This window comes from Mixta calida (assembly GCF_002953215.1).
Taxonomy (GTDB): Bacteria; Pseudomonadota; Gammaproteobacteria; order Enterobacterales; family Enterobacteriaceae; genus Mixta; species Mixta calida.
The window spans coordinates 3,192,480-3,212,677 of record NZ_CP026378.1 but is presented as its reverse complement, the minus strand read 5'-3'; the positions used below and the strand labels follow the sequence as shown (position 1 = coordinate 3,212,677).

General features: G+C 56.3%; 19 protein-coding genes and 2 pseudogenes. 3 read left to right on the top strand and 18 right to left on the bottom strand.

Annotation, left to right across the window (positions count from 1 at the left end):
* Position 1: 1 nt before the first annotated feature.
* Positions 2-679, top strand: coding sequence for a respiratory nitrate reductase subunit gamma (gene narI, locus C2E16_RS15315; protein WP_038624824.1), 678 nt, complete (start codon positions 2-4; stop codon positions 677-679).
* A 270-nt stretch (positions 680-949) separates the two neighbouring features.
* Positions 950-1,528, top strand: a complete 579-nt coding sequence (gene nudK / locus C2E16_RS15310) for a GDP-mannose pyrophosphatase NudK (protein ID WP_038624826.1) — start codon at positions 950-952, stop codon at positions 1,526-1,528.
* A 159-nt stretch (positions 1,529-1,687) separates the two neighbouring features.
* On the opposite strand, the gene C2E16_RS15305 is transcribed toward nudK, so the two are convergent.
* Genes C2E16_RS15305 through C2E16_RS15270 form a run of 8 tightly spaced genes read right to left on the bottom strand, consistent with a single transcriptional unit; the run spans position 1,688 to position 9,640 of the window.
* The gene (locus tag C2E16_RS15305) at positions 1,688-2,665 is read right to left on the bottom strand and encodes a ribokinase (RefSeq protein ID WP_038624828.1); all 978 of its coding nucleotides are present in this window, start codon (positions 2,663-2,665) and stop codon (positions 1,688-1,690) included.
* Positions 2,662-3,558, bottom strand: coding sequence for an allose kinase (alsK, locus tag C2E16_RS15300; protein ID WP_038624830.1), 897 nt, complete (start codon positions 3,556-3,558; stop codon positions 2,662-2,664). The genes C2E16_RS15305 and alsK overlap by 4 nt, the downstream gene beginning before the upstream one ends.
* Positions 3,555-4,247 (bottom strand): D-allulose 6-phosphate 3-epimerase, encoded by a 693-nt coding sequence (gene alsE, locus C2E16_RS15295; RefSeq protein ID WP_038624832.1) that lies wholly within the window; start codon positions 4,245-4,247, stop codon positions 3,555-3,557. Before alsE ends, alsK begins: the two co-directional genes overlap by 4 nt.
* Positions 4,247-5,296, bottom strand: a complete 1,050-nt coding sequence (locus tag C2E16_RS15290; protein WP_084970271.1) for an ABC transporter permease — start codon at positions 5,294-5,296, stop codon at positions 4,247-4,249. The genes alsE and C2E16_RS15290 overlap by 1 nt, the downstream gene beginning before the upstream one ends.
* Positions 5,297-5,315: 19 nt before the next feature.
* Positions 5,316-6,305 carry an ABC transporter permease gene (locus C2E16_RS15285; protein ID WP_038624836.1) on the bottom strand — a complete coding sequence of 330 codons (990 nt, stop codon included), beginning with the start codon at positions 6,303-6,305 and terminating at the stop codon, positions 5,316-5,318.
* Entirely contained in the window at positions 6,298-7,803 is a 1,506-nt protein-coding gene (locus C2E16_RS15280; protein ID WP_104951560.1) for a sugar ABC transporter ATP-binding protein, read from the bottom strand. Before C2E16_RS15280 ends, C2E16_RS15285 begins: the two co-directional genes overlap by 8 nt.
* Before the next feature lie 2 nt (positions 7,804-7,805).
* Positions 7,806-8,789 carry a substrate-binding domain-containing protein gene (locus tag C2E16_RS15275; RefSeq protein WP_038624840.1) on the bottom strand — a complete coding sequence of 328 codons (984 nt, stop codon included), beginning with the start codon at positions 8,787-8,789 and terminating at the stop codon, positions 7,806-7,808.
* 20 nt (positions 8,790-8,809) lie between these two features.
* On the bottom strand, positions 8,810-9,640 hold the full coding sequence (locus C2E16_RS15270) for a DeoR/GlpR family DNA-binding transcription regulator (RefSeq protein ID WP_104951559.1): 831 nt from the start codon (positions 9,638-9,640) through the stop codon (positions 8,810-8,812).
* Between the two features lie 469 nt (positions 9,641-10,109).
* Between C2E16_RS15270 and C2E16_RS15265 the strand changes: the two genes are divergently transcribed.
* The gene (locus C2E16_RS15265) at positions 10,110-11,189 is read left to right on the top strand and encodes a DUF1176 domain-containing protein (protein WP_038624844.1); all 1,080 of its coding nucleotides are present in this window, start codon (positions 10,110-10,112) and stop codon (positions 11,187-11,189) included.
* Between the two features lies 1 nt (position 11,190).
* Here the strand turns inward: C2E16_RS15265 and ampH are convergent, their stop codons facing one another.
* The 10 genes and pseudogenes from ampH to C2E16_RS20605 form a co-directional block, all read right to left on the bottom strand.
* Positions 11,191-12,387 carry a D-alanyl-D-alanine-carboxypeptidase/endopeptidase AmpH gene (gene ampH / locus C2E16_RS15260; RefSeq protein ID WP_038624846.1) on the bottom strand — a complete coding sequence of 399 codons (1,197 nt, stop codon included), beginning with the start codon at positions 12,385-12,387 and terminating at the stop codon, positions 11,191-11,193.
* A gap of 292 nt (positions 12,388-12,679) precedes the next feature.
* Positions 12,680-13,162 (bottom strand): Hcp family type VI secretion system effector, encoded by a 483-nt coding sequence (locus C2E16_RS15255; protein WP_038624848.1) that lies wholly within the window; start codon positions 13,160-13,162, stop codon positions 12,680-12,682.
* A 65-nt stretch (positions 13,163-13,227) separates the two neighbouring features.
* A complete protein-coding gene (locus C2E16_RS15250) occupies positions 13,228-13,641 on the bottom strand; it encodes a DUF943 family protein (protein ID WP_071883661.1) in 414 nt (137 codons plus the stop codon).
* Positions 13,628-14,413, bottom strand: a complete 786-nt coding sequence (locus C2E16_RS15245; protein ID WP_244555282.1) for a YPO3983 family protein — start codon at positions 14,411-14,413, stop codon at positions 13,628-13,630. Before C2E16_RS15245 ends, C2E16_RS15250 begins: the two co-directional genes overlap by 14 nt.
* Positions 14,414-14,777: 364 nt before the next feature.
* A pseudogene (locus C2E16_RS21445) lies at positions 14,778-14,909 on the bottom strand (transketolase-like TK C-terminal-containing protein); the annotation flags it as partial.
* A 202-nt stretch (positions 14,910-15,111) separates the two neighbouring features.
* Positions 15,112-15,522, bottom strand: a complete 411-nt coding sequence (locus C2E16_RS15235; protein ID WP_159378877.1) for a DUF943 family protein — start codon at positions 15,520-15,522, stop codon at positions 15,112-15,114.
* Positions 15,519-16,206 (bottom strand): annotated as a pseudogene (locus C2E16_RS15230) (DUF3289 family protein). The gene C2E16_RS15235 and the pseudogene C2E16_RS15230 overlap by 4 nt, the downstream one beginning before the upstream one ends.
* A 438-nt stretch (positions 16,207-16,644) precedes the next feature.
* Complete coding sequence (tkt, locus tag C2E16_RS15220) at positions 16,645-18,645, bottom strand: transketolase (protein WP_038624856.1); 2,001 nt, start codon at positions 18,643-18,645, stop codon at positions 16,645-16,647.
* 81 nt (positions 18,646-18,726) lie between these two features.
* Positions 18,727-19,677, bottom strand: coding sequence for a transaldolase (gene tal, locus C2E16_RS15215; RefSeq protein ID WP_038624858.1), 951 nt, complete (start codon positions 19,675-19,677; stop codon positions 18,727-18,729).
* A gap of 198 nt (positions 19,678-19,875) precedes the next feature.
* Positions 19,876-20,142 (bottom strand): hypothetical protein, encoded by a 267-nt coding sequence (locus C2E16_RS20605; RefSeq protein WP_133052057.1) that lies wholly within the window; start codon positions 20,140-20,142, stop codon positions 19,876-19,878.
* Between the last annotated feature and the right edge of the window lie 56 nt (positions 20,143-20,198).

The following is a 20,198-nucleotide window of genomic DNA, read 5'->3' as shown; positions in this document are numbered from 1 at the left end:
CATGCACTTCTTGAATCTGTTTTTCTTTAATATCTATCCTTATCTGGCCGGTACGGTATTTCTGGTCGGCAGCTGGCTGCGTTATGACTATGGGCAGTACAGCTGGCGCGCCGGGTCCAGTCAGATGCTGGATAAAAAGGGGATGCGCCTGGCGTCGAACCTGTTCCATATCGGCATCATCGGCATCTTCTTCGGCCATCTGGTCGGGATGCTGACGCCGCACTGGATGTATGAATCCTTCCTGCCGATTGCTGTGAAACAGCAGCTGGCGATGGTGGCGGGCGGCATCTGCGGCGCGCTGACGTTGATCGGCGGCGCGCTGCTGTTGAAGCGCCGTCTCCTGAATCCGCGCGTGCGCGCCACCAGCAGCACCGGGGATATCCTGATCCTGACGCTGCTGGTGATTCAGGCGACGTTGGGCCTGCTGACCATTCCTTTCTCTGCTCACCATATGGACGGCAGCGAAATGATGAAGCTGGTGGGCTGGGCGCAGGCGGTGGTCACCTTCCAGTCCGGCGCGGCGGCGCATCTGGAAGGCGTGGCGCTGATTTATAAAATCCACATGGTGCTGGGCATGACGCTGTTCCTGCTGTTCCCGTTCTGCCGACTGGTGCATATCTGGAGCGCGCCGGTGGAATACCTGACCCGTCGCTATCAGCTGGTGCGTAATCGCCGCTGACAGCGCTTGCCGCAGACCTTCGGGTCTGCGGCATTTATTTTGCCCCCGTAAGCCCTCTCATCTCTCTTCCCGTTCAACCCAACCGACTTTGCTCGTCAGGAACCGGTCCTGCCGTTCGTCGTTCGCCATTGCACTGGCGCTGAAAACTTTTCCGGTTCATTAACCCTCTCCCGTCAGCTAAATTCCTGCATTCGGCGGCGGGAATTCGGATAGTTTTTCCGCGCGGGCGGTTTTATCATCGCTGACGCCTGTTCAATATACGGAGTCGCTATGGCCGCCCCAATCAAACTGATCAAAGAAAAGCTGCTGTCGGAAAACTGGTTTGTGCTGCGCAACTATACCTACGAACTCACTACCCGCAGCGGCGAAACGCTGCGCCATAAGCGAGAGGTGTACGACCGCGGCAACGGCGCCACGATTCTGCTTTATAATCGCCAGAAGAACAGCGTGGTGCTGATCCGTCAGTTTCGTATGGCTACCTGGGTCAACGGCAATGAGGACGGCATGCTGATCGAAACCTGCGCCGGGCTGCTGGATAACGATTCGCCGGAAGAGTGCATTCGCAAAGAGGCGATTGAGGAGACCGGCTACGCCGTCGGCAAGGTGGAGAAGCTGTTTGAGGCCTATATGTCGCCCGGCGGCGTAACCGAGCTGCTGCACTTTTTCGCCGCTGAATATGATGAGTCGCTGCGCGCCAACGCAGGCGGCGGCGTGGAAGATGAGTCGATTGAGGTGCTGGAAATGCCTTTCCCGCAGGCGCTGGCGATGGTGAAAAGCGGTGAAATCCGCGACGGCAAAACCATTATGCTGTTACAGCACGCGCTGGTCGCAGGCTGGCTGCGCGCCTGAGGCGTCAGCCTTGAGCGGACGGCGCATGCGGTCCGCTTCGGTGACGCCGATGCTGAAGGACGTTTTGTCGCCAGCGTTTTAACCGCCGACATCGCTGGCTGCGCCGCATTTATGCGCCATGTTCCGGCGGCGCCCAGGCGCGTCCGCCTCTCTTACCGCTTAGCTGGCGGCCACGATAGTATCCGGCTGGGCTAGCGCCTCGACCTGCAATGCCGGATAAGCGTGCAGCCGCGCCAGCGCATCGGCGTAGAGCGGCATGGAATTCGCCGCGCCGGGACGTTCTACGCAGAGCGAAGCATAGGCGGAAGCGAACAGCGCCGCCTGTTTCAACGGTTCGCCCGCCGCCAGCCGCGCGGCGAGCGCGCCGTTAAAGGCATCGCCCGCGCCGGTGCTGTCGGCAGGCTGCGCCGGAAACAGCGGAATGCGGTACATCGCCTCGCCGTCAGAAAGCAGCGCGCCCTGCATGCCCAGAGTAATAATCAACTGCCGCACCCCTTTGCGATGCAGCGCCGTCGCCGCGCGCATCGCATCGTCAATATCGCTGACGTCAACGCCGCTCAGCAGCGTCGCTTCGGTGCTGTTAGGCGTCAGCAGATCGACCTTGCGCAGCAGCGCGTCGCTCACCTTTTGCCAGGGCGCCGGATTAAGAATCACAAAGGTGCCCGCCGCGCGCGCGATGTCCACCATTCGCTGAATAGCGCTCAGGTTATTTTCCAGCTGCATCAGCAAAATATTGGCGGCAGCGACGGTCGGCTGGCAGCGCGCCACCTCCGCCGCGGTGACGGTAAGATTGGCGCCGGGATACACCGAAATCATATTCTCCGCGTCGTCGCCCGCCACGTAAATCAGCGCGTTGCCGGTGGGCTTCTCTTTACAGGTAAACAGCGTAATGGCGTCGAAGCCTGTTTTTTCCAGGTGGCGTCGGGCGAACTGGCCGAAATCGTCCTGGCCGACCTTGCCAATATAGTGAACGCGCGCGCCAGCGCGCAGCGCTGCGGTGGCCTGATTCGCCCCTTTGCCGCCCGGCCCCATCATACTGTGACGCGCGATCAGCGATTCGCCCGGCAGCGGAAAGCGGGCCATACCCGCGACAATATCGAGATTGAACGAGCCGAAAACACACACTTTGCCTTTCATGCGGGCCTCCTGAAGTGGCGCTCGGCGGCCAGGCAGGCGCCGCGGCAGCCGGTTTGATCGGTTACGCTGCTGAATATCAGCTGTAGCCCCTGTCGGGTCACCGGCGGACGCAGATGGCTGAAAATCGTTTCGCGCAGCGCCACAAGCGGAAAGTCCGCCATCCCCAGCACGCCACCGCCGAGGATCAGATAAGCGGGATCGAGAATGTTCATTTCACCGGCGATGGTTTGCCCCAGACGCTGAATAAAATCCTGAAGCGCGGGAGCGTCGCCGTGACGGGTAAACAGTTGCGCCAGCGGCGTTGCAGGCTGATTCTCCGCCGCCCAGCGCGCCAGCCAGCTGCCGGAGGTCAGCGTCTCGACGCAGCCCCGGTTGCCGCACGGGCAGGGCAGCAGGTTGTCGCGCCAGGGAATGTGGCCGATTTCGCCTGCGCCGCCGTGTTCGCCGTGATAGAAGCGACCATTCAGCCACAGGCTGTTGCCCATGCCGGTGCCGAGATAGAGCCCGACGGCGCTGTCGGGCAGCGTCTCCAGCTGCATTAAATCCCACAACAGCAGATGATTGACATCCTTATCCATCGCCACCGGCACGCCCAGCCGCTGTGTCAGCAGCGCGGCGACCGGCTGGTTATCCAGCGCCTGGATAAAGGGCAGGGAGATCACCTGCTGGCGGTCGCGGCTCAAAATTCCCGGCAGCCCCAGCATCACGCCGCTGACCGGCTGCCGCTCCAGCGTGGCGTCGATCAGCGCGGCGAGCGCCTCCAGCGCCTGCGGCGTCTGCGCCCAGCTGGCGGTCGGCACTTTGCGAAAATCGGACCATTCATGCCGCGCATCCATCAGCAGCAGGCGGGTGCTGGTGCCGCCAATATCGATGCCAAGCCATCGCTCTGTCATGCCGACTCCCGCAGCAGGCCCTGCGCCTGAGTAATGTTGCCCATCATCGTCTCCCAGGCGGTTTCCAGATTGTCATGCAGGTTGAACAGGCCGGAGGTGCCGACAATCAGCACCTCCGCGCCCGCCTCCAGCAGCGTCGCGTAGGTTTTCTGATTGCAGGAGCCGTCGATTTCTATCAGGTAGCGATAGCCGTGCTGCGCCTTCAGCGCCTTCAGCTCCGCAATCTTGCTGACCATCTCCGGGATAAAAGGCTGACCGGCGTAGCCCGGATCGACCGTCATCACCGTGATCTTATCGAGCAGGTGAATATAGTGATGGATCCAGGAGACCGGCGTCGCCGGGTTCAGCACCACGCCCGGCTTTTTACCCAGCGCGCGGATCTGGTTGATCACCCGGAAGGCGTCGCGGTTGATGGTCTCCGCATGCGGGCAGATAAAATCGGCGCCCGCCTGCGCTACCGCCGGAATAAAGTCGGTGGGATTTTCCACCATCAGATGCACGTCGATCGCCACCGGCGTGTGCGGGCGTATCTGTTCGATAAAAAAGGGCGACAGCGTAATGTTTTTCACATAGTGGCCATCCATGATGTCCACGTGAAGAAAGTCCGCCCGCGAATTAAGCACCGACAGCTGCTGCTTAATTTCCATCAGGTTCATACACATCAGCGAAGGGGAGATCTGGATACGCATTACACTTCCTTTTTTTCAGTTAAGTGGGGCAAAGAGGCGCGCGGCTGGCGGCGGCGCAGCGCCAGAAAATGCTGTAAGCGGCCTTTTGCGCGTTTGATGGCCAGCACCAGAATCAACACCACGCCCCACATGGCGAGACTGAAGTGCTGACTGATATTTAACAGGCTGAAGCCGGTAGAGAGGATCTGCAGCGCCAGCAGCGCCAGCACCACGCCGGTGACGCGGCCGAAGCCGCCGTTGGGATCGGCGCCGCCGAGAATGATCGCCAGCACCGTCAGCAGCAGATAGGCGTCGCCGTAGCCCATGCGCGCGGAATTGAAGCGCGCCATCATCACCAGCCCGGCGAGCACGCAGAGCCAGCTGGAGATGACATAGACCACAATCAGCATGCGGTGCGTATTGACGCCGCTAAACCAGGTGGCGTTGATATTACTGCCGCCCATGTAGATACATTTGCCGGTGCGGGTTTTGCCGAGAAACAGCGCCAGCAGCGCGGCGGCGGTGATAAACAGCCACAGCGGCAGCGGCGCGCCGAACAGGGTGTCGGCGCCCAGCGCGCGCACCACCTCCGGCATGCCGCTGACTGCCGCGCCTTTGGTCAGCCAGATGCCGACGCCGTTCAGCGTAATCATGGTGGCGAGCGTCACCAGAATTGGGTGGGCCCCGATGCGTGTCACCATCAGGCCGGTAATGACCCCGATCAGCGTGGCGATCAGCAGCGCGCCCAGCAGGGCCAGCGCCATCCACAGCAGCTGCATCGCCGTTCCGGCGCCGACCGGCAGGAAATGAAGCAGCGTCCAGGCGATAAACAGGCTGGTGAGATTGGCGGTGGCGATAATCGCCAAATTCAGGCCGCCGCTGAGGATGGCGATAAACATCCCCAGCGTCAGCAGGCCGAGCTCCGGCAGCTGAAAAGCCATGCTCATAAAGGTGGCGCCGGTAAAGAAGCGTCCCGGCAGCAGCACGGCGAACAGCGCCAGCGACAAAGCGATAAGCAGCAGCAGCCCGCTGTTGGTGCCGTCGGGCAGCCAGGTATGGCGTGGTTTCATGGTCTGTTCTCCCGCCCGATCAGACAAAGCTGACATCGGTCTCTTTGCGTTTTTTGTAATGGGTGACGGCGATGGCGATCATGATGACGCCGCCCACCACGATGTTCATGAAGTAGTTGGAGACGCCGATCAGGTTGAGGCCGTTCTTCAGAATGGCGATAAGAAAAACGCCCATTAAGGTGCCGGTGACCGTGCCTTTGCCGCCCATCAGGCTGGCGCCGCCCAACACCGTCGCGGCCAGAACGTCCAGCTCGCCGCCGACCAGCGCGTTGGGCACCACTTCGCCCATGCGGTAGACTTGCAACAGGCCGCCGATCGCCGCCATCGCCCCCAGCCAGCCGTAGGCGAACAATGTAACCAGCGTGACACGGATGCCGACGCGCCGCGCCGATTCGGCATCGCCGCCCACGGCGTAGAGCTGGCGGCCCAGATGGGTTTTATTCAGCAGCAGCCAGCCGATCGCGGCGATAATCAGCATCATCACCAGCGGCAAACCGATCTGATAATGCTGGCCGTTAAGGGTGAAGGGCAGCACCTCGCGCAGCGTCGTCCACCACTCCGGCAGCTCATACAGGCTGCGGCCATCCGTCAGCCAGATCAGCAGGCCGAACAGCAGCGACTGCATGCTGATGGTGATAATGATCGAGACCACGCGCAGCGAGGTGATCAGCAGCGCGTTAATCACGCCGAACAGCGTGCCGCACAGCAGCGCCAGCAGAATACTCAGCAGCGCATTGTCGAACTGATAATGGATAAACAGGCTGGCGATCAGGTACTGCACCACCGAGGCGACGGCGGCGAAAGAGATATCGATGCCGCCGGTCACCAGCACCACAAACAGACCCAGCGCGAAAATGCCGGTCACGGCGTAGCTTTCCGCCAGATCGAGCAGGTTCTGCACGCTGAGGAACTGATCGCTGGCCAGCGAGAAAAAGATCGTAAAGGCCAGCAGCACCCAGGCGAGCCAGCCCTGACTGCTTTGCGGTTTTAAAAAGGATAAATCAGGCATTGATCACCTCCTGCAGCTGCTGTTGCGCCACGTTGCCCGGCAGATACTCGTCGTGGATGGCGCCGTCGCGAAAATGAAGGATGCGGTCGCAGTTGTACCAGACCTCCGGCACTTCGTCGGATATCAGGATGATGGCGAGCCCCTCCTGCGCCAGCTGATGGATCAGCTGATAAATGCTCGCTTTCGCCCCGACGTCGACGCCGACGGTAGGCGAATCGAGGATCAGAATACGCGGCTGCGTCAGCACCCATTTCGCCAGCACGATTTTCTGCTGATTACCGCCCGACAGCGTGGAGATCGCCTGATCGGGATCGGCGACGCGCACGCCGAGCTGCTGGATCCATTGCAGAATCAGCTTGTTTTTGCGGTACTCGTCGATCAGATGGAAGCGGTTTTGCAGCCGGTCGAGAATCGACAGCACCATGTTGTCCGCCACCGACTGCTGCTGCACCAGCCCCAGCGTCAGGCGATCCTCCGAGACGTAGCCGATGCCCGCTTTGATGGCATCCTCATGGCTGCGGAAACGCACCGGCTTGCTGTCGAGCCAGATCTTGCCGCTGTCGGGCCGCGTCATGCCGAACAGCGACAGCGCCAGTTCGGTGCGTCCCGATCCCAGCAGCCCGCACAGCCCCAGCACTTCGCCCTCATGCAGGCAAAAGCTGATATCGCGGTACTGACCGGCACGCGACAGCTTCTCTACTTCCAGCAGCGTGCGCTGGTGGCGCGCCGTCGGCGCCTTGAGCTGATAGTCGAGCTTCAGACCAGTCATCAGCTCCGTCAGCCGCTGGCTGCTCATCTCCGCGGCGGGCCAGCATCCGATGCAGCTGCCGTCGCGGATCACCGTTACGCGATCGGAAATTTCCAGCACCTCATCCAGCCGGTGACTGACGAATACCACGCAGATCCCTTTCTCTTTCAGGTAGCGCACGGTGCGCAGCAGCTGGTTGACCTCGGTGCGCGTCAGCGATGCGGTCGGCTCATCCATGATCACCAGCTTCGCCTCCGCGACCAGCGCGCGGCAGATCGCTACCTGCTGACGCTGAGCGATGGAGAGCGCCGCGACCTTCTCATCCAGCCTGAGCGTAAAGCCCAGTTCATTGACGATGCGCTCGGCGCTGGCGCGCAGGTGACGCGCGCTGTACCAGCCAAACAGTCCGTTGAGGTTATGCTCGAAGGCGATGTTCTCCGCCACGCTCAGGTTGGGAAACAGCGACAGGTCCTGGTAGATCACCTGAATGCCGAAATCGCGCGCCTGCTTCGGCGTCAGGCGCGGCAGGCTGTCGCCATCTTCCAGCCGGATTTGCGCGCCGTTATCCGGCGCGTAAACGCCGGAGATAATTTTAATCAGCGTGCTTTTGCCGCAGCCGTTGGTGCCGGCCAGGCAGTGAACTTCTCCCGCCATCAGCGTGAGCGATACGGCTTTCAGGGCGCGATTGCCGCCAAAGGTTTTCGACAGATTTTCCAGCGCGATCAGCGCCCGTGGCTCGCTCTGTTTCATGGTTACAGCCCCATTTTGACCAGCTTCGGCAGGTTGGCTTTATCCAGACTTTCGCTATTGTTGCCGAGCAGCGTATGGTTGGCGGCGTCTACCTTGACGCTGCCCAGGCCTTCGATGGTCATGCCGTCGGTAATCGGCTCTTTTTTCTGCATCATGTCGGCGATGCGCACGAAGACTTCACCAGCGGTCATCGGGTTCCAGATAAAGCCGCCTTTAATGGCGTCACGCTTCACCAGCGAAGCGCCCTGGCCCGGACTGAACGCGCCGATTACGCAGATCTGTTTGGTTTTATTGCGGTTCAGCACCGCGCGGCCCGCACCGATCGGCCCCTGCGATCCGAACGCCATAATGCCTTTCAGATCGGGATACTTGGACATCAGCTCGTTGGTGGTGCGGATGGAGTCATCCAGCGATTCGCCGACGCCGAATTTATCCGTCACCAGCTGCATTTTGGGATAATGCTGCTGCTGATATTTCAGCGCTGCGTCGGTCCACTGCTGATGCAGCGGCACCGTCAGGCTGCCGACGTACATGGCGTACTTGCCCTCTTCATGCATGCACTGCGCCAGCGCCTTCATATGGTTGATGCCGTGGGTATCGGCGTCGATCAGTTCGAAATCCCAGTCGGCATATTTTTGACCGGGCGACTCATGGGTGATGATTTTGATGCCGGCGTCGTGGGCGCGCTTCAGCACCGGCTCCAGCACCTGCGGATCGTTGGGCACCACGCCGATGATATCGACCTTTTGCGCAATCAGATCTTCGATGGCGCGCACCTGCAGCGCTGGATCGGCGGCGGTGGGGCCAACCTGCCAGGCGTCGATGCCGCGTTTCGCCGCCTCGCTTTTAATGCCTGCCTCCATTGCGTTGAACCAGGGAATGCCGCCGATTTTCACCACGATGCCCATACGCAGTTTTTCGGCGGCGAAAGCCGGAGAGGCAGCGAACAGCGCGAGCAGGGCACAGAGGGTAAGGTTTTTTTTCATCGTATCTCCGTCGGGTTGCGTCAGTAATTAATCAGCTGTACGGACTGCGAACGCTGTGAACAATCGATAACGTTCACGCCGTTCCACGCCAGTTCCTGCTGTAAAGCTTTATCTTTCAGGCTGTCGGTAATCAGAAAATCCACATCGCGGTAATGGCAAATTCGGGCGAAAGAGGGCCGGGAAAATTTGCTGGCGTCCATCAGCAGATATTTTCTTTCGGCGGCCAGCAGCATCTGCTGTTTTAAATGCGCGCCATTTTCGTTGCCTTCGCGTAAATAACCGTCGCCGCCCATCCCGCTACAGGAAAAAAAGATTTTATTGATCAAAAATTCCTTTAACGGTAATTCCGCCACCACGCCATGAAAATCTTCGTAGCGGTCGGAATATTCGCCACCAAGACAAATGGTGCGAATATGGCTTTTTACCGCCAGCGCCTGAATCGTGCGCAGGGAATTGGTTAATACGGTCAGCTCAATATCGGGCAGCTGCCGCGCCAGAAACCAGCAGGTGGTGCTGCTGTCGAGCAGCAGGCAGTCGCCGACCGAAATAAAATCAAGGGCGCGCTTAGCGATCTGCATTTTGGGCTGTTCGTTTTCATTCATGCGTTGGCGGAAAGTCGCCTCGTTTTCATTATGCAAATTACGGCTATGGTTATTATTTCCCTGGCGTCGTCGATTAATTACCGCGCCGCCGTGGCTACGCTGTAAAATACCGCTTCTTTCCAGCTGACTCAGGTCGCGGCGAATCGTTTCCTGCGAGACGCGACATAATTTAACCAGTTCGGCGACCAGCACCCGACCATTTAGATTTAATTCCTCAATGATTTTTCGCTGACGTTCAACAGGCAACATGATTTCCTCCGGTGCAATAAAAGTAATGGATAGCGGGATCGCAAAATGTGCCCTGGACAAAACTCCAGGGGCGAGAAAAACGCGACGGGTAAATAAGTGAGCGGCTTCCTGCTAATTATGCAAAAGAAGCTTCTTATTTCATTTAAGTGTGACTTTTGTCACAAATATCCCCCCTGTTTTGCCGTTGAGCTTCTATTAATGCCACAGCGAAATCTTTTTGGCAGGAAAAATAATATGACCGGTTATGCCCGTTTATGCGTATTTGACCGTTTGTGACGCCGCCGCAGAGTCCGAGAAATCTGATTGAGCTCGCGCGGAGGGCAAAGGATGATGAATCATGCCGTTACGTTAAACCCTGGTTTGTTCAAAGACGCTTCCGGCCTGTTTTCCCGCGCGGCGGGAGAAAGGCATGTTGAACCGTCGTCGTTGCGCTATCATCAATGAATTAATTTAGGGATCGGGTCATTAAATGCCTTACTGGATGAAATCGCTGTTGTTGCCTTTTCTTTTTATTGCCAGCGCGCAGGCGGCGCCGTTGCAGAAAACATTTACCGACTGGCAGATCACCTGTAATAACCTTAATTATTGTGTGGCGCGTAATATTCCCGGCGATAATGGCCTGGTGATGACCCTTTCCCGCCATGCCGGCGTCAACGATCGTCCGTTGTTGCGCATCGACTACGGCAACCGTTATACGGGCGAGCTGAAGGGCGCGGCGTTACAGGATAATTTATTGCTCGATCAGCAGCGTCTCAGGCCCGATTTTAAACACTGGACGGTCGAACCGCACCATCTGGCGACGGCGCACGCCATCGCCATCGACGAGTTTCTGGGGCAGATCATGAACGCCGATAATATTCAGGTGACATGGCGGCCGCAGGCAACCATTTCGCTGCATGGATTAAAAGCGGCGCTGCTGTTAATGGATGATATTCAGGGACGCGTCGGTAGCCTGAGCGCCTGGATTAAGCGCGGCAATCGCCCCGCCACGGATGTGCCGCCGGAGCCTGCGCCGCCCATGTTACGCACGCCAGAGCGGCCTCCCGCCGCGCTGACGCGCGAAGAAACGACCGGACTGATCGATTTCGGCACCTGGCGCGTCAACGCCGATGAGTGTTCGCTCGACCCGATGCGTCGCGAAGTGAGCGTGGCGCCGTTGACCGACAGCAAAGCATTGCTGTTGGTCAGCTGCGAAATGGGCGCCTACAACATGATCGATCTTGCTTTTGAAGTGACGCGCACACAGCCTTACCTGGCGCGCGGCCTGACGCTGACGCTGCCGTTCGTCCCGCCGACGCGCAGCGAAAAACAGATGGAAATTATCAACGCCGACTATGACGTCGCCACCGGACAGCTCTACACCTTTGCGAAAGGCCGGGGATTAGGCGACTGCGGCAACGCCACGCGCTGGCAGTTTAACGGGCAGGAGTTCGTTCTGGCGGAGTATGCGGAAGAGAGTACCTGCGACGCCTGGCACGGCAGCGACGACTGGCCGACGCTGTGGGTCAGCCAGCGCCCGACGCCGCCCCCTGCGCCGCAGGAGGGGTGAATTAGCGGGAAGCGGACTCGCCGCCCTGACCAATCGCCTGCACCATCATCGGCGATCCCGTTTTGTTGCCGACCAGCTCGCTCAGCAGATCGTTAACCCCGTCGCTCATGGCGCGGAAGCGCGTCAGATTGGTACGCGTCACCACCACGAACACGCCGACGTTATGCTGCGGCACCATCGCCATATAGGTGATAAAGCCGCCGCCGCCGCCGGTTTTCTGAATAATGCCCGGATGACCGTCGGCCGGCGCGATATAGACCCAGCCCATACCCAGCGCTTCCGCCTTGCCGGGCACATCCATGCCTTCCACCTTCGTCAGCTGGCTACGCTGATAGATCAGCGTTTGCAGACGATCGATCTGCGGCGTGCGCACGTTAATGTCCGAATTCAGGAACTGCTGCATCCAGCGGCCCATATCTTCCGGCGTTGAATAGACGCCGCCGCTGCCGATGGCGGCCAGCGTATTGCTGCAAGGGCTGGCGCCGCGCGCCGGCACCATTAGCCGTCCGCACTGCTCCGGCGAAGGGGTGAAAGTGGTGTCTTTCATCCCCAGCGGACGCGTAATCAGCTGACGAAACAGCGCGGGATAAGGCGTGCCCGCCGCGCGTGACAACGCGTCCGCCAGCAAATCATAAGCCAGGTTCGAGTAGGCGGCGCGTACGCCGGGCGGCGTCGTCAGCCGCGCCTGTTGCAGCCAGCTCCAGCGATCGCTTTTAGTCGGCCAGACGAAAACCGGACGGCCCGCTTTACCGCCGGGCTGTTCGCGCGGCAGGCCGCTGGTATGGGTCGAAAGATGGATCAGGCGCATCGGTTGACCGGCATAATCGGGCACGCGCATGCCCGGCGGCGCGTATTTCGCCAGCGGATCTTCCAGCTGAATGCGCCCCTGTTCGGCCATTTTCAGCATCACTTCGCTGGTCATCAGTTTACTGAGCGAGGCGATGCGAATCAGGGAATCTTTCTGCGGGCGTGTCTGATTGCCGGGACGGGTTTCGCCGAAGCTGGCGAAAACGCGCTGGTTGCCGTCTATCGCTACCAGCGCCATACCGGTAGCGGCGCTGCCGTAAAAGATATGTTCGGCATAGCGATCCACGATTTGTGAAGCCAACAGAGGATCGGGCGACGGGGTCGTCGCGGCCTGGCTACGTAGCGGCAGCGTAGCGAAGAGAGCGGCCAGCAGATAAAAACGAGTTTTCAACGGAGACAATATCCATCAGGTTAAGCGAAAGGTAAATTATAGTAATCGCTTTCCCGCCGACGGAAAGGGGGAACAACACTATTTTTTGCCGCTTAACTTCAGCGCCTGATGGCCGGCGATTCGGTTTGCGCAGGGCCCCACTTTGTCAAACGCTGTGTTACCGCAGGCCGCAATTCATTAAATGGATGGGATAAGGCCGCTGATGAAGCTGGAAGAGCGGCTGAGAGCGGACGGGAAGCCGCCTGTTTTATCAAACAAGCCGCGCAGCCTGTACGCGGCAGGGAAATGAAGGTTACAGCTCTTTATTTTCTTTGAGGTTCCAGCCCGATGCTGTTTCGGCGCCTTTGCCGCCTCTTTCCGTTTGCTCCCAGTACTGCTGACGTACTCTGGCTGCCTGGAAATGGTAAGCCATATTGATTTGCTCTCCGCCCGTGGAGCCGCTGTAGCTGATGTTCGTTAACAGCACTTCTTCAAGCGTGATGCGCATATATTCCATTTGCGGATCGCCTGCCTTGCAGGCGGAAAGCTCAACTTTAGTGATATGCCTGCCGGCGGCAAGATAACGTGTTACCGCAGGCGTTGCCCGATCGACGGGCGCGTTAACCGTGAGATCGCGCCAGGTGACCCGGCCTGCGCCGCCGCCGCCGCCCGTTTGCATATTGCCCGGCTGGCTGGCACCCCAGTTAAAACTGGACAGGGTAATCCAGCCCTTATGGTTTGCATCCTTCGATTCCCCCTGAATGCCGTCAATTTTTAAAAAAAGGTCAATGCTCATCCCTGGCTCCTGTGTTGATAGTAAAAAATAATTAGCCCTGAGGCTTGATGGGTATCGCTGCGGTTTTAATAGAAGCGCCGCAGAATGCTTTCCGTTTCATACTCGATATGTCCATCAGGATAACGTCTGATAATGAGCGGACGGTTCTCTTTGGAGATGCAGTTTTGTTCGGTAGCCATCTCTTCAAAGCAAAGAAGATCGCTGTCCTGATCGGTACCGGAGTCTTTTTGATAATCAGCCTGGAAGAATAATATTCTGTGATTTTTCACTGAGCCGATAAACGGCCATTTTCTGTGTAGCTCAGATTGATGCTGCTGCCACCAGGATATTTTCCCCATCCGCGTTAAGGGGAAATTTTTGACAATAACGATTGTTGATGTCTCACCTAACTTATGCACGCCGATAATTTTAACCGGAAGTAATAACCTAAAGAAAAACAGTAATAAAGAAAAGATAAATAAATATCTATATTTTTTCATGGCGCGACACTTTGATTTTTTGGGAGATTTTCAATTCAGTAATGAACGGTTTAAATACAGAAGTGTTTGCGCGCTGGAGATAGAACCAAATCCTAAAAATGCGAAACTGGCGGTAGAAATTGTTAGCTATATCTTCACTATCTAATCCAAAATGATCCTGAATATGATAGCTTATCATAGCTGTAAAACGGTCGTTTTCAATTTCTATGCTTTCTAATGTTATATGTGTTGCCCAGGTATCGTGGACTGTAATACCTAACCCATTTATTCGGTCTTTGAAATTGTCGAATCGGGGCAGGTAAGATCCCATAATGGACTCTTTTAAATCATAAATTACCTGTTTGGGCAAAATTCTTCGGTTCCAGTCAATATATGTTTGTAGGGTGCTTAAAATAGTGCGAATTGATCTTTTCATAGAAATGTGTTCCGCCATCGCCTGGTCCAGCAGCGGATCGCTGAATACCGTGCCGTTACCATCCTGCATATGGGTGATCATGGTTCTTGCCAGGCCTTTATAAGGGCCCCAGAACGCAAACGTATCTGCCAGATAGCGGAACTCATCAAACAGGATACGCGCGCTTTCCTCACGGTTAGGGTGCGTAAAGGGGTTAAGGTGTGCCGAAATATCGTGCAGATGATACTGCTGACGCAGCACCTCCGCAGAGAGATCGCCATACAACATATCGGGCGCGCAGTAATCATCCATTTCATGCCGTGTGGCAAACAGCAGGCATGGCAAATCCATCGATAAGCGGGACTGATTTTCCGTCATGGTTTAATTCCTTTTGCGCCTGTTCCTGAAAAACAAAGTAAAGATAAAATCAGCATTGAGAAAGAGAAAAACAGAAAATATGTGAGTTGCGCTGCGTTATTGGATTGGGATATTACAAAAATAACGGCTGTTAATAACAGATCAGATAACGTTTCATTATTAGCGTTTCCGATTATTTGTGCTGGTTTGGCTCCGCCTGAATTAAAATCATTTTCGCGCCATAAATAACAGAATTAATTACTATAAGCTGTAATTAAATAATCGGCCGCTTACCGGTGATTACTGTGCGTAACGCTAAAGGTCATCCGTAAAAAACACGGCCGGCGGCGCGATTTTTCTTTACTGATCGTATTGCTTAGCCGACTCAGTGCGGCTTCATCAGCGCTTCCGTATGGCTGACGATATTCTCAACGGTAGAGCCGAATTCGGCGAACAGCTTGTCCGCCGGTGCCGACTCATCAAAGGTGGTTATCCCGACGGTCGCGCCAGCTGACCCGGCCTGCGCCGCCCGTTTGCATATTGCCCGGCAGGCTGGCAGCACCGTTAAAACCGGACAGGGTAATCCAGCCCTTATGGTTTGCATCCTTCGATTCCCCTGAATGCCGTCAATTTTTAAAAAAGGGCTATGCTCATCCCTGGCTCCTGTGTTGATAGTAAAAAATAATTAGCCCTGAGGCTTGATGGGTATCGCTGCGGTTTTAATAGAAGCGCCGCAGAATGCTTTCCGTTTCGTATTCAATATGTCCGTCGCGATAGCGCCAAACAATTAGCGGCCGGTTCTCTTTAGAGATGCAGTTTTGTTCGGTTTTCATCTCCTTAAAGCAGAGCAGATCGCTGTCCTCATCAGTGCCGGAATCCTTTTTATATCGGGTGTTGTAAATAAAAACAGAGTAATCATCTGGCTTGAAGTTGAGTTTGTTAAATATTTCTGGGCCTTTTTTTCTCCACCAATTGATTTTTCCTTTTTTAGTCCATGGAAAGTTTTGAACAACTAAAACGATTGTGTTTCTTGATAGCGGATGGATGCCGATAATTTTAACTGGATAATACAAGCGGTAGCCAGTAGCAAATAGGGTAAGAGCTATTAAAGTATATAATAACTTTTTCATTTTTTTAAAATGCCTTCGAATTCCGCTACGGCATTTATTTCCGTGATAAATGGGCGGAAGCCATAATTTTCCCATCTCTGTAAGATAAACCAAATGCGAAATATACGGAAATTTCGATAAAACGTATTGCTTACATCTGTTGTGTCCAGCCCAAAGTGATCCTGAAAATGGAATCTTAATCTTGCTACGTAGTGGTTGTTTTTAAAAGAAATTGACTCAAGGTAAATATGCGTCGCCCATGTATCATGAACAGTAATCCCTAGTCCATTAAATCTGTCCTGAAAACTATCAAATTTTGGCAGTCTGGTTTGTGTAATTAATTGTGCCACTTTTTCAAAGGAGAAACCAACCGTGCCTGCTTTTGATATGACATAAGATTTGGTGAATATAGTGGTCATCAATTCCAGGTTTCGCTTCATCGAGCTGTGTTCGCTCATCGCCTGGTCCAGAAGTGGATCGCTGAATACCGTGCCGTTACCATCCTGCATATGGGTGATCATGGTTCGTGCCAGGCTTTTATAAGGGCCCCAGAACGCAAACGTATCTGACAGATAGCGGAACTCATCGAACAGGATGCGTAAAGGGATGGAGGCGCGTTGAAATATCGCGCAGATGATACTGCCGACGCAGCACCTCCGCAGAGAGATCGCCATACAGCATATCGGGCGCGCAGTAATCATCCATTTCATGCTGCGTGGCAAACAGCAGGCGCGGCGCGTCCATCGTTGATGGCGACAGTATATCCGTCATTGTTCTCTTCCTTTTTAAACAGCGTCCTTGTCGGGCAAGCTAACGTGAAATTATCCCGATGAGAAGATAAAAAAAATAAATATGTGAGTTGCGCTGTATTATTATTTAAAAAAAAGAAAGTTGGCGAATATTAATAACGGAATATATAACACGTTATAATTAGTCTTTCTTTTATCAATAAAACACTCGTTTATTCTGTCAGCATCGTTGAAAAAAGAGGCGCGCTAAAAAATTGCAATTAATCCACTCTTTTATTAGCTAGGAGGCGGCGTGACAGCATGCTGGAACAGCAGAGGCGCCAGGCCAATAAAAAAGCACGCCCGCGGCGTGCTTTTTCTTTACTTATCGAACGGTGTGGCTGTGGCAGCCGACTCAGTGCGGCTTCAGCAGCGCTTCCGCATGGCTGACGATATTCTCAACGGTAAAGCCGAATTCGGCGAACAGCTTGTCCGCCGGCGCTGATTCACCGAAGGTGGTCATGCCGACGATCGCGCCGTTCAGGCCGACATACTTATACCAGTAGTCAGCGATGCCCGCTTCCACCGCAACGCGCGCGGTGACGGTAGAAGGCAGCACCGATTCACGGTAAGCCGCATCCTGCTTATCAAACAGGTCGGTAGACGGCATCGACACCACGCGCACTTTATGGCCCGCGCGCGTCAGCTTCTCCGCCGCGCCCAGCGTGATTTCGACTTCGGAACCGGTAGCGATCAGGATCACTTCCGGCGCGCCTTCGCTGTCGCGCAGGATATAGCCGCCGCGTGAAATATCAGCCAGCTGCTGCGGCGTGCGTTCAGGCTGCATCAGGTTCTGACGCGACAGGATCAGCGCGGTCGGGCCGTTATGACGCTCAATGGCATGCTTCCACGCCACCGCGGTTTCAACCTGATCACACGGACGCCATGTGCTCATGTTCGGCGTCAGACGCAGGCTGGCGAGCTGCTCAACCGGCTGGTGCGTCGGGCCGTCTTCGCCCAGACCGATAGAGTCATGGGTATAGACCATAATCTGACGCGCTTTCATCAGCGCCGCCATGCGCGCGGCGTTGCGCGCATATTCCACAAACATCAGGAAGGTGGCGGTGTAAGGCACAAAGCCGCCGTGATGCGCGATGCCGTTGGCGATAGCGGTCATGCCGAATTCGCGTACGCCGTAGTGAATATAGTTGCCTGCCGGATCGTCTTTAATCGATTTAGAACCAGACCAGATGGTCAGGTTGCTCGGCGCCAGGTCGGCGGAGCCGCCAAGGAACTCCGGCAGCAGCTTGCCGTACGCTTCCAGCGCATTCTGCGACGCTTTGCGGCTGGCGATCTTGTTGGCGTTCGCCTGCAATTGTTCGATAAATTTCTGGGTCTCCTGCTGCCAGTTTTCCGGCATGCCGCCGGTCATGCGGCGCGTATATTCCGCAGCCAGCTCCGGGTAAGCGGCTTTATAGGCAGCGAATTTTTCATTCCAGGCTTTTTCCCGTTCCTGGCCCGCCTGTTTCGCATCCCACTGCTGATAAATTTCCTGCGGGATTTCGAACGGACCGTAGTTCCAGCCCAGCTGTTTGCGCGTCAGCGCGATTTCATCATCGCCCAGCGGCGCGCCGTGCGCTTCTTCTTTACCCGCCTTGTTCGGCGAGCCGAAGCCGATGATGGTGCGGCAGATAATCAGCGACGGTTTGTCGGTAACGCTCTGCGCTTCTTTGATCGCGGCGGCGATCGCTTCCGGGTCGTGGCCGTCGATTTCGCCTACCACATGCCAGTTATAGGCTTCAAAGCGCTTCGCGGTATCGTCGGTGAACCAGCCTTCGGTTTCGCCGTCGATGGAGATGCCGTTGTGATCGTAGAAGCCGATCAGCTTACCGAGGCCCAGCGTGCCGGCCAGCGAGCAAACTTCATGCGAGATGCCTTCCATCAGGCAGCCGTCGCCCATAAAGACCCAGGTATTGTGATCGATAATCTCGTGGTCAGGGCGGTTGAACTGCGCCGCCAGCGTGCGCTCGGCGATCGCCAGGCCGACGGCATTCGCCAGGCCCTGGCCCAGCGGACCGGTGGTGGTTTCCACGCCTGGGGTATAGCCGATCTCCGGGTGTCCCGGCGTTTTCGAGTGCAGCTGACGGAAGTTTTTCAGTTCTTCAATCGGCAGATCGTAGCCGGACAGGTGCAGCAGGCTATAGAGCAGCATTGAACCATGGCCGTTAGAGAGAATAAAACGGTCGCGATCGGCCCAGGCCGGGTTGGTCGGATTGTGCTTGAGGAAATCACGCCACAGCACTTCAGCGATGTCCGCCATGCCCATCGGCGCGCCCGGATGACCCGATTTTGCTTTTTGCACCGCGTCCATGCTTAGCGCACGAATCGCATTCGCCAGTTCTCTACGTGAGGACATGTTGTTCTCCCTTGAAGAAGATAAAGAGGGGATGAAAACGGGGCGAAAAATTCGCCCCTGAGTCATTATCGTTAGCGACGATTACAGCCGTGCGGCCAGCGTCTCTTCCAGTTTCAGCTGATCGGCAGCGAACTGGCGGATGCCTTCTGACAGCTTCTCAACCGCCATCGGATCCTGGTTATGTTCCCAGCGGAACTCCGCTTCGGTCAGCGGAGACGGCTCGTGGAAACCTTCGGTCGACGGCGTGAGCTTACGCTCAACCGGCGCATCGCTCGATTGCAGCTCCTGTAGCAGGTTCGGCGAAATGGTCAGGCGGTCGCAGCCTGCCAGCGCAAGGATCTGCTCGGTTTTACGGAAGCTGGCGCCCATGATGATGGTTTTGTAGCGGTGCGACTTATAGTAGTCATAGATGTTGCGTACTGATTTCACGCCCGGATCTTCCTCGACGTTGTACGGGTCCATCGGTTGACGGGTGTTATACCAGTCATAGATGCGGCCAACGAACGGCGAAATCAGGAACACGCCCGCTTCAGCGCAGGCGCGCGCCTGGGCGAAGGAAAACAGCAGCGTCAGGTTACAGTTGATGCCGTTTTTTTCCAGTTCTTCCGCCGCGCGAATGCCTTCCCAGGTGGAGGCGAGCTTGATTAAGATGCGAGAGCGATCGATGCCGTGATCCTCATACATCCGCACCAGTTTTTCCGCTTTGGTCACACACATGCCACGATCGAAGGAGAGGCGCGCATCCACTTCGGTCGAAACACGGCCCGGCACGCTTTTCAGGATTTCCATGCCGAGGTTAACCGCCACTTTATCGCTGGCGTTGATGATCTGCGTTTCTTTGCTGCCGCCCTGTTTTTTCGCGTATTCAATCGCGTCGTCAATCAGGTGCTTGTAGGATTCGAGCCCGGCGGCTTTCAGGATCAGAGACGGGTTGGTGGTAGCGTCTTCAGGGTGGTAGTTGCGAATCGATTCAATATCGCCGCTGTCCGCCACGACTGTCGTAAACTGTTTCAGTGCGTCTAGCTGATTCATCTCTTATCTCCTTGATACCCAAAGGGTAATACGAAAGTAAACGAGGTTCCCGACGGCGATGCGGCGCGCCCGGTGAACGCTGTCCTTTGTTACAGACGACCCACATTGCACCAGCCGCTCCCGTGTGGAAATGCGTTTTCTCTGATTGTTGCAATGGGCTCATTCAATAGCGAGGCCCAGGCCAGCCGCCGCGCGGCCTTAACGCCATGCCGTTGCCGCGACGTCTTCAGGCAGGATGCCATGTGAATAACGCATGGACTTGATGACTTGTGCCTCTCTGGCCGACGCGCCTTGTGCGCGCCAGCGGAAAATAGCGCCGCCGCCGCGCCCGGAGCCGTTTTCGGCGGCGCGGTCGTCACAGCGTATGCGGACCATTAAAAAGCATAGCAGATGTGCAAAATATCGTATCCGCCGCCGGGCAAGCCTGAAGGACGCCGATGCGCCGATGGCAATTCTTTGGTGCACCTCAAGTTTTTCCGTAGCAGCGCGCTTCTATACTGCTCAGCTCATGCCTTACTCAC